Raw genomic sequence first — 7,995 nt, 5'->3', positions numbered from 1 at the left:
CCTTCTTCAAACGGCGCTCCTTCGTCCCTCACAACAGAGCTTTACGACCCGAAGGCCTTCTTCGCTCACGCGGCGTCGCTCCGTCAGGCTTTCGCCCATTGCGGAAGATTCCCTACTGCTGCCTCCCGTAGGAGTCTGGGCCGTGTCTCAGTCCCAGTGTGGCCGGTCACCCTCTCAGGCCGGCTACGCATCGTCGCCTTGGTGAGCCGTTACCTCACCAACTAGCTAATGCGCCGCGGGCCCATCCGCAAGTGACAGCCCAAAGGCCGCCTTTCAACCGAAGACCATGCGGTCTTCGGTGTTATCCGGTATTAGCTCCGGTTTCCCGGAGTTATCCCGGTCTTGCGGGCAGGTTGCCCACGTGTTACTCACCCGTCCGCCGCTGACCAAACAAGAGCAAGCCCTCGTTCGGTCCGCTCGACTTGCATGTATTAGGCACGCCGCCAGCGTTCGTCCTGAGCCAGGATCAAACTCTCCAAAAGAAAGTTGATTGGCTTTTTGCTTCAGCCGCAGCACCAAAGGCGCTAAGCGGCCTCCGCTTTTCGAATTGTCTAGCTTCGGTCCGCCGCCGCTCGGGGTCAAATAACCTTCCCCCTAGGGGTGCAAGCACCCCTACGGGTGAAGAACATTTGCCCGTCGCGGCGACCCGCGGACCTCCGCTTTTCGTTGCGCTTCGTTTCGTTCAGTTTTCAAGGAACAAAATAATCCTATGGACTCTTCGTGGAGCGGGTGATGGGAATCGAACCCACGACATCAGCTTGGAAGGCTGAGGTTTTACCACTAAACTACACCCGCATATTTTTTGATGAAACACCCATCACAATTTTTCATGCCCCTTCCTCTGCCAGCTGATTCAAAGAAGCTGGATGCGTCGGGGCAACTCGAAGCGTATTCGGCGAAGTGAAGGCTCGTGGCTGAGGTTTTACCACTAAACTACACCCGTATAGCAATTGATGAAGATATTCAAATCGGGAAGACAGGATTTGAACCTGCGACCCCATGGTCCCAAACCATGTGCTCTACCAAGCTGAGCTACTTCCCGATCATGGCGCGCTCGAGAGGATTCGAACCCCTAACCTTCTGATCCGTAGTCAGATGCTCTATCCAATTGAGCTACGAGCGCATTTTTAACGACAAATTTCATTATAACAACTACTCATTCTTTTGTCAACATAATGTTTGAGTTTAGTGGAATGCGGTCGAGAGGACTTGAACCTCCACGGGGTCGCCCCCACTAGGCCCTCAACCTAGCGCGTCTGCCATTCCGCCACGACCGCATATGGACTAATCAGTGCGGGTGGAGGGACTTGAACCCCCACGCCGTGAGGCGCCAGATCCTAAGTCTGGTGCGTCTGCCAATTCCGCCACACCCGCTAATATGGTGAGCCATGGAGGACTCGAACCTCCGACCCTCTGATTAAAAGTCAGATGCTCTACCTACTGAGCTAATGGCTCATGGTTAGGTATACACTCACAGTGAACGATGTCCCTTCCTCTACTAGCATATTCAAAGATGCAGGATGCGTCGGGACAACTCGAAGCAAACTCGATGATGCATCGCTCGTTGCTCTACCTACTGAGCTAATGGCTCATGGTTGGGTATACACTCCAGGTACTACCTAGCTCTACCTGCCTCTTCCTCTGCCAGCCTATTCAAAGAAGCTAGGTGCGTCGAGGCAACTCGAAGCAAACTCGAAGATGCAGCGCTCGTTGCTGAGCTAATAGCTCGTATTTAACACATAAAATGGCTGGGCCAGCTGGATTCGAACCAGCGCATCACGGAGTCAAAGTCCGTTGCCTTACCGCTTGGCTATGGCCCAGCGATTGGTGTAATGGCGGTCCCGACGGGACTCGAACCCGCGATCTCCTGCGTGACAGGCAGGCATGTTAACCACTACACTACGGGACCACAAATCGCGGGGATCACCCCGCGTTATTCAGTGACCCGTACGGGATTCGAACCCGTGTTACCGCCGTGAAAGGGCGGTGTCTTAACCACTTGACCAACGGGCCATGCGACTATTGAAAGTGGCGGAGAAGGCGGGATTTGAACCCGCGCGCCGTTAAGTCACGACCTAACGGTTTAGCAAACCGTCCCCTTCAGCCACTTGGGTACTTCTCCAAAGAAATGGCTCCGCAAGTAGGATTCGAACCTACGACCTACCGGTTAACAGCCGGTTGCTCTACCGCTGAGCTATTGCGGAATGATGAAAAAATTATATGTCATGCATATCTTTACGATGTGCTCGTTGCCTCTTCCTCTGCCAGCTAATTCAAGGAAGCGAGATGCGTCGAGGCAACTCGCAGCCAATTCGAAGATGTGAGGCTCGTCGCTGAGCTATTGCGGAATGATGTTTGACAATCGACATTGTTTATTATATTGAGCAACTTGTCGTTTGTCAATACGTTTTCCCGCAACTTCCTCTGCTGTTTTCCGCCGTTTAGCGACGGCTTTTATAATTTAGCACACGATCATCCTGATTGTCAACCTTTTTTCGCAAAATGTTTTGTTTGATTATGGGCGTTGACTGGACATTATAGTTTAACAATTCTTGACGAAAAGGTAGCTTGTCTATTTTCTCGACTGACGAACACCAAGGCGTGACGGAAGACCGAACAACCACCCGCTTCACAGACCCATGCATGGGTCTGAAAGCGGCGTTGTTCAGTCGCCCGACAGTCGATCGGGCTATGTAAAAGCTGCAAATGTTAAAGTTTCAAATTGCATCTACTCTGAAAATACCTGAGCTTCAAAATGTGTAAAACCGTAATATTCGACATAGAGATATTTTCATCCCTCCGATGGCAACCAAATTTTTCTGTCATGGGAGTCTAGGATCGTTTGAGCTTGCTTCGGCAGCGGCCGCAAACATAACGGTCTATGTTGATCCGTCTTTTGCGGCGGTAGGTGAGGCCGCATGACGTGCAAATGTATGTGTAGATCGTTTTCGGCGCTTTTGTATTTCGAGCAAGCGGACGACAATAGCGAGGCGCCCCCACTTTTTGCAGCAGTTCGCGGAAGTCGCGGTCGCGGTGGCGGTAGCCTTTTCCCTCAAGGTGCAAGTGGTAATGGCAAAGCTCGTGTTTGATGATGGCGATCAATTCTTCCTCGCCGAACTGCTCGTAATGTTTTTTATTGAGCTCAATGTTGTGCGTTTGCAACATGTAGCGCCCGCCGGTGGTGCGCAAACGAGGGTTGAAGAAAGCGGTATGGCGGAACGGCTTTCCGAACACGCGAATGGAAATTTGTTCGACAAGGGCTTGCAGCTGCTTTTGGTCCATGGCGGGTCTCTCCTTCATCTTTTGGCACAGGACAATTCTCCACTACATACAATATATTACCTTTTCACTGTCAGGGAGGTGACTGATTTTGCCTACATGGCTGAAAAATCAGATGAGACGAGCCTACTATGAGAAAAACCGTGAGCAAATTAAACTGTTGAACCAATGCTGGTTTTTTTATCGGAGAAAACACTGCTCCTAAGGCAGTGCTTTCTCCATTTCACTCTTTCGGCGGCACCATCGACAGCGATATTCTTCCCTTCGCCACATCGACATGCTCGACCCATACTTTGACGACGTCGCCGACCGAAACGACATCGAGCGGATGGCGCACGTATTGTTTGCTTAGTTTGGAAATGTGCACGAGCCCGTCCTGTTTGACCCCAATGTCGACAAAGGCGCCGAAGTCAACGACGTTGCGCACGGTTCCTTCCAGCTCCATGCCTGGCTTCAAATCTTCCATCTTCAACACATCTTTGCGTAATAGCGGCTTGGGCAGCTCGTCGCGCGGGTCGCGCTCTGGGCGGCGCAAGGCATCGATGATGTCGCGGAGCGTCAGTTCCCCGATGCCGAGTTCAGCTGCTGTCGCTTCGATATCAATGGCTTGCAGCGCCTGGCGCAGTTCATCACTGCCAATGGCGGCGGTCGTAAATCCTAACTTACGCAACAGTTGCTTCACTTCCGCGTACCGCTCGGGGTGAATCGGCGTGCGGTCAAGCGGTTCGTCGCCATCAACGATGCGCAAAAAACCGATGCACTGCTCGTACGTTTTCGCTCCGAGCCGAGGAATCGTTTTCAGCTCTTCACGGTTGCGGAATTTCCCTTGCTCTTCGCGACGCTTGACGATGTTTTCTGCAACGGTTTTCGTGAGCCCGGACACGTACTGAAGCAGGGAGACGGAGGCGGTGTTGACGTTGACACCGACTTGATTGACGACCGTCTCGACGACGAAACGAAGCGACTCGGCAAGCTTTTTTTGCGACACATCGTGCTGGTATTGGCCAACGCCGACCGATTTTGGATCGATTTTGACAAGCTCGGCGAGCGGGTCTTGGACGCGGCGGGCGATCGAGACGGCGCTCCGCTCTTCGACTTGCAGGTCGGGAAACTCAGCGCGTGCAAGGTCGGAAGCAGAGTAGACGCTCGCTCCTGCTTCATTGACAATCAAATAAAAAATATCGCGTTGCACATGCTTCAGCGTGTCGGCGACAAACTGTTCGGTTTCCCGAGATGCTGTTCCGTTGCCAATCGCGATCATATCAACGTGATCGTCATCAAGCAGGCGAAGAAGTTTCGCGCGCGCCTCTTCTTTTCGCTCTTGCGGCGGATGCGGATAGATCACATCAATGCGAAGCAGTTTCCCCGTTTCGTCGACAACGGCGAGCTTGCACCCAGTCCGATAGGCTGGGTCGATGCCGAGCACCGTTTTTCCTTTGAGCGGCGGCTGGAGAAGCAGTTTGCGCAAGTTTTCAGCGAAAATATGGATGGCCCGCTCCTCCGCTTTCTCCGTCAACTCGTTGCGGATGTCGCGTTCAATGGCAGGCTCCATCAGCCGCTTGTATCCGTCCTCGATCGCTTCTGCCACGATGGGAGCGGCCGGGGACGATTCATCAGCGACTGTTTTTCGCCGCAAATAGCGAATGATGTCCTCAACAGGCGCCTTGATCGAGACGCGCAGCACCTCTTCCTTTTCACCACGGTTTAACGCCAACACGCGGTGCGGAACGATTTTAGCGAGGGGCTCCTCGTAGTCGTAGTACATTTCGTACACACTCTTTTCGTCCTTTTCCGGCGCTTTGGCAACCGAAGCAATCGTTCCTTTCCGCCGCGTCTCGTCGCGCACCCATTGACGAAGAGCAGCGTCATCTGCCACTTTTTCGGCGATGATATCTTTCGCACCTTGAAGCGCCTCTTCAACGGTTTCGACTCCTTTATCTTCGTTGACGAACATTTCGGCCTGTTGTTCCGGAGTTGGGGCCGGTGGACACGAAAGGAGCCATTCGGCAAGGGGTTCAAGCCCTCTCTCTTTTGCGATGGTTGCTTTCGTGCGCCGCTTTTGCCGATATGGGCGGTATAAATCTTCGACTTGTTGCAACTTCGTGGCCTCAAGAATGTCGCGCTTTAACTCTCCCGTCAACTTCCCTTGCTCATCAATGAGGCGGAGCACTTCCTCTTTCCGTTGTTCTAAATGCTGCAAATACTCCCATCTCTCCAGTACTTCACGAATTTGCACTTCATCGAGCGCCCCAGTCATTTCTTTCCGGTAGCGGGCGATAAACGGGATCGTGTTTCCTTCTCGATGGAGCGCAATGACGTTTTCGACTTGCTTTGCTGCCAGCTGCTGCTCGGCGGCAATGACTTCAATGAGCCGCTGTTCGTTAGCCAAGCGATTCCCTCCTTAATGACATGGAAAATAAAAAAGCGCTACCTGTACGCAGCTGCTTTGTGAAACAGTATACATAGATGAAAATGGAAGGACAGACCGTTCCGGGAAGACCGATCTGCCCGTCTCACCAACGTGAACACTCGATAATCAAGACCGATGCCGCACGTCAACGCCGCTTTCCCCATCCGCTCGGCCGCCCGTTGGCAACCGAAAACGCCGTTTCTCCTGTTCGCTGTTATGCCAAAAGCAAAGGTTTTTCGCTCTATCAAAAGTCGATCAGCCCTAAGCTAATTTGCAACGCCTCATCGACTTTATCCATCATTTCATCGTCCAAATGAGTGATTTTATCGGTCAGCCGTTGCTTGTCGATCGTGCGAATTTGCTCAAGCAAAATGACCGAATCGCGTTCAAACCCGTAGCGTTTCGCGTCAATCTCGACATGCGTCGGCAGCTTCGCTTTTTGGATTTGCGCCGTAATCGCCGCGACAATCACCGTCGGGCTAAAACGATTGCCGATATCGTTTTGGATCACCAACACGGGGCGCACGCCGCCCTGCTCCGAGCCAACAACCGGGGAAAGGTCCGCAAAATACACGTCGCCACGTTTGACAATCAAAGCATTACCCCCCGCTAACTAAGCGTTCAACGGTGTGGTCGGCCTCGTATTCAGCATGAAACGCTTCAGAAGCGATAGATAAATTGATTTTCGCCATTTCCATGTAGCCTCGTCTCATCGCCTCACGAATTTGCCGTTTCTTCCGCTCGCGAATGTACATTTTCGTCGCTTGATAAATGAGTTCATTGCGGTTGCCGTTTTCCTGCTTTACGAGCACGTCCAGTTCTGTCAGCAGCGACTGCGGCAAACGAACGACGATTTCCGCTGTTGCGCCAGATTCCGACACAAATATACACCTCCACGAACTGCAGCCATTGATTGCTTCCACTTCATGATACCATTAAACAACGGCGCTGCAAAGTCATTTCTCCATTTTCTATCCTTTGTCTTCCGAAGCAGATTATGCATCGCTTCATCCGCGACCAACGGCGTTTCTCACTTCCATTATACGCTTATTTCGGAAAAAAATACGGGGCACCCGGTAGCCGATCGTGCACGGCACTTCATAATTGATTGTGCCCAAATGGCGGGCGACATCATCGATGGAAATGACTTCGTCCCCTTGGCGGCCAATTAATGTCACCTTCGTCCCGACAGGCAACGGCTCCGGCAGGCGGATCATGCATTGATCCATGCAGATACGGCCGACGATCGGCGCCCGCCGCCCGCCAACAAGCACATGAAAGTGTTGCAACCTTCGCAGCCAGCCGTCCGCATAACCGATTGGAATCGTGCCGATCCACTCTTCCGTCTGCGCGGTGTACGTCGCACCGTAGCTCACCTTTTCGCCTGGTTGCAGTTTTTTGACGTGTACAAGGCGGCTATGGAGCGAAAACGCCTCTTTCAATTCGTATGGGAGGAGCGGCTTGATGTCCGGCGATGGGGCGAGCCCGTACATCGAAATGCCAAAGCGAACCATGTTGAACGCTCGATCGGAAAAACGAAGGGCCGCCGCGCTGTTGGCGCAATGAACGAGCGGCGGCCGCAACGGCAGCCAGTCAAGCATATGCAAAAAGCGGGCGTATTGATAAGAAAAGTAATCCGTATTCACTTCATCAGCGGTCGCAAAATGCGTATACACCCCTTCAAGCACAAAGGGCGGATGGCGATCGATCAAGGCCGCTATTCGCTTTGTCTCCTCTTCGTCTTTCACCCCAAGCCGTCCCATTCCCGTGTCCATCTTTAAATGGAAATGAATCGGGGTCGAACCGTTATACAGCGATGACGCCTTCTCGAGCCAATCAGAGCGAAACACGGTTAAGGCGATGCGGTGTTCGGCGGCCAACGCCACATCCTCGGGACGAGACGCCCCAAGCACTAAAATCGGGGCATCGATGCCTTTTTTTCGTAAGGCAAGCGCCTCGTCCAAAAAGGCGACGGCCAAGCGGGAAGCGCCCGCTTCGAGCGCCGTTGCCGCCACTTGGGCATCGCCGTGCCCGTAGGCGTTCGCCTTGACAACGGCCATAATTTGCGTACCCTCCGGCAAAAAGCGGCGCAAATTCGCGACGTTGTCGTAAATGGCGTCCAAATCAATTTCCACCCACGTATCGCGGTGAAACTCGTCCATCCTCTCTCGCTGCCTTTCTAGTCATAGCCAGTTTGAAAGCGCTTGAATCGATTGGATTCCTTTTTTAGTTTACCATGTTCCTAGGGAAGAAGGAATAGGATGAGCGGCGGAAAAATGAGAAAAACGGCGGAAAACATTGGAGAT

Annotated in this window: 6 protein-coding genes, 11 tRNA genes and 1 rRNA gene; 1 reads left to right on the top strand and 17 read right to left on the bottom strand. The window is 52.7% G+C overall.

Annotated elements, in window-relative coordinates:
* From GZ1_RS15600 to GZ1_RS15540, 13 genes are all read right to left on the bottom strand, one after another.
* A 16S ribosomal RNA gene (locus GZ1_RS15600) occupies positions 1-482 on the bottom strand; the annotation flags it as partial.
* A 239-nt stretch (positions 483-721) separates the two neighbouring features.
* Positions 722-795: transfer RNA gene (locus GZ1_RS15595), tRNA-Gly, on the bottom strand.
* A 173-nt stretch (positions 796-968) separates the two neighbouring features.
* Positions 969-1,042: transfer RNA gene (locus tag GZ1_RS15590), tRNA-Pro, on the bottom strand.
* 4 nt (positions 1,043-1,046) lie between these two features.
* Positions 1,047-1,123, bottom strand: a tRNA-Arg gene (locus GZ1_RS15585).
* A gap of 71 nt (positions 1,124-1,194) precedes the next feature.
* Positions 1,195-1,277 (bottom strand) — tRNA-Leu (locus tag GZ1_RS15580).
* 15 nt (positions 1,278-1,292) lie between these two features.
* Positions 1,293-1,374 (bottom strand) — tRNA-Leu (locus GZ1_RS15575).
* A 5-nt stretch (positions 1,375-1,379) separates the two neighbouring features.
* Positions 1,380-1,455: transfer RNA gene (locus tag GZ1_RS15570), tRNA-Lys, on the bottom strand.
* Between the two features lie 290 nt (positions 1,456-1,745).
* A tRNA-Gln gene (locus tag GZ1_RS15565) sits at positions 1,746-1,820 on the bottom strand.
* A 13-nt stretch (positions 1,821-1,833) separates the two neighbouring features.
* Positions 1,834-1,909: transfer RNA gene (locus GZ1_RS15560), tRNA-Asp, on the bottom strand.
* A 32-nt stretch (positions 1,910-1,941) separates the two neighbouring features.
* A tRNA-Glu gene (locus GZ1_RS15555) sits at positions 1,942-2,013 on the bottom strand.
* 16 nt (positions 2,014-2,029) lie between these two features.
* Positions 2,030-2,122: transfer RNA gene (locus GZ1_RS15550), tRNA-Ser, on the bottom strand.
* Between the two features lie 7 nt (positions 2,123-2,129).
* A tRNA-Asn gene (locus GZ1_RS15545) sits at positions 2,130-2,204 on the bottom strand.
* Between the two features lie 628 nt (positions 2,205-2,832).
* Positions 2,833-3,282 (bottom strand): SprT family protein, encoded by a 450-nt coding sequence (locus tag GZ1_RS15540; protein WP_013144047.1) that lies wholly within the window; start codon positions 3,280-3,282, stop codon positions 2,833-2,835.
* An 88-nt stretch (positions 3,283-3,370) separates the two neighbouring features.
* On the opposite strand from GZ1_RS15540, the gene cmpA reads away from it, so the two are divergent.
* Positions 3,371-3,484 carry a cortex morphogenetic protein CmpA gene (cmpA, locus tag GZ1_RS19045; RefSeq protein WP_013144046.1) on the top strand — a complete coding sequence of 38 codons (114 nt, stop codon included), beginning with the start codon at positions 3,371-3,373 and terminating at the stop codon, positions 3,482-3,484.
* An 18-nt stretch (positions 3,485-3,502) separates the two neighbouring features.
* Here the strand turns inward: cmpA and GZ1_RS15535 are convergent, their stop codons facing one another.
* The 4 genes from GZ1_RS15535 to alr form a co-directional block, all read right to left on the bottom strand.
* Complete coding sequence (locus GZ1_RS15535) at positions 3,503-5,668, bottom strand: Tex family protein (RefSeq protein WP_060788829.1); 2,166 nt, start codon at positions 5,666-5,668, stop codon at positions 3,503-3,505.
* A 265-nt stretch (positions 5,669-5,933) separates the two neighbouring features.
* Positions 5,934-6,284, bottom strand: a complete 351-nt coding sequence (gene ndoA / locus GZ1_RS15530; RefSeq protein ID WP_003253417.1) for a type II toxin-antitoxin system endoribonuclease NdoA — start codon at positions 6,282-6,284, stop codon at positions 5,934-5,936.
* Positions 6,285-6,288: 4 nt separating this feature from the next.
* Positions 6,289-6,570, bottom strand: a complete 282-nt coding sequence (locus GZ1_RS15525; RefSeq protein WP_011229742.1) for a CopG family ribbon-helix-helix protein — start codon at positions 6,568-6,570, stop codon at positions 6,289-6,291.
* 126 nt (positions 6,571-6,696) lie between these two features.
* Complete coding sequence (gene alr, locus GZ1_RS15520; RefSeq protein WP_060788828.1) at positions 6,697-7,851, bottom strand: alanine racemase; 1,155 nt, start codon at positions 7,849-7,851, stop codon at positions 6,697-6,699.
* Positions 7,852-7,995: the final 144 nt, after the last annotated feature.

Source organism: Geobacillus zalihae NBRC 101842, from assembly GCF_001544135.1.
Taxonomy (GTDB): domain Bacteria; phylum Bacillota; class Bacilli; order Bacillales; family Anoxybacillaceae; genus Geobacillus; species Geobacillus zalihae.
Note: the sequence above shows the minus strand (reverse complement) of the source record. Positions and strands in the feature narration are given on the sequence as shown.

Excerpts from the sequence above, each read along its gene's own strand:
- alr (WP_060788828.1), bottom strand. The coding sequence starts at position 7,851 with ATGGACGAGTTTCACCGCGATACGTGGGTGGAAATTGATTTGGACGCC.
- GZ1_RS15540 (WP_013144047.1), bottom strand. The coding sequence starts at position 3,282 with ATGGACCAAAAGCAGCTGCAAGCCCTTGTCGAACAAATTTCCATTCGC.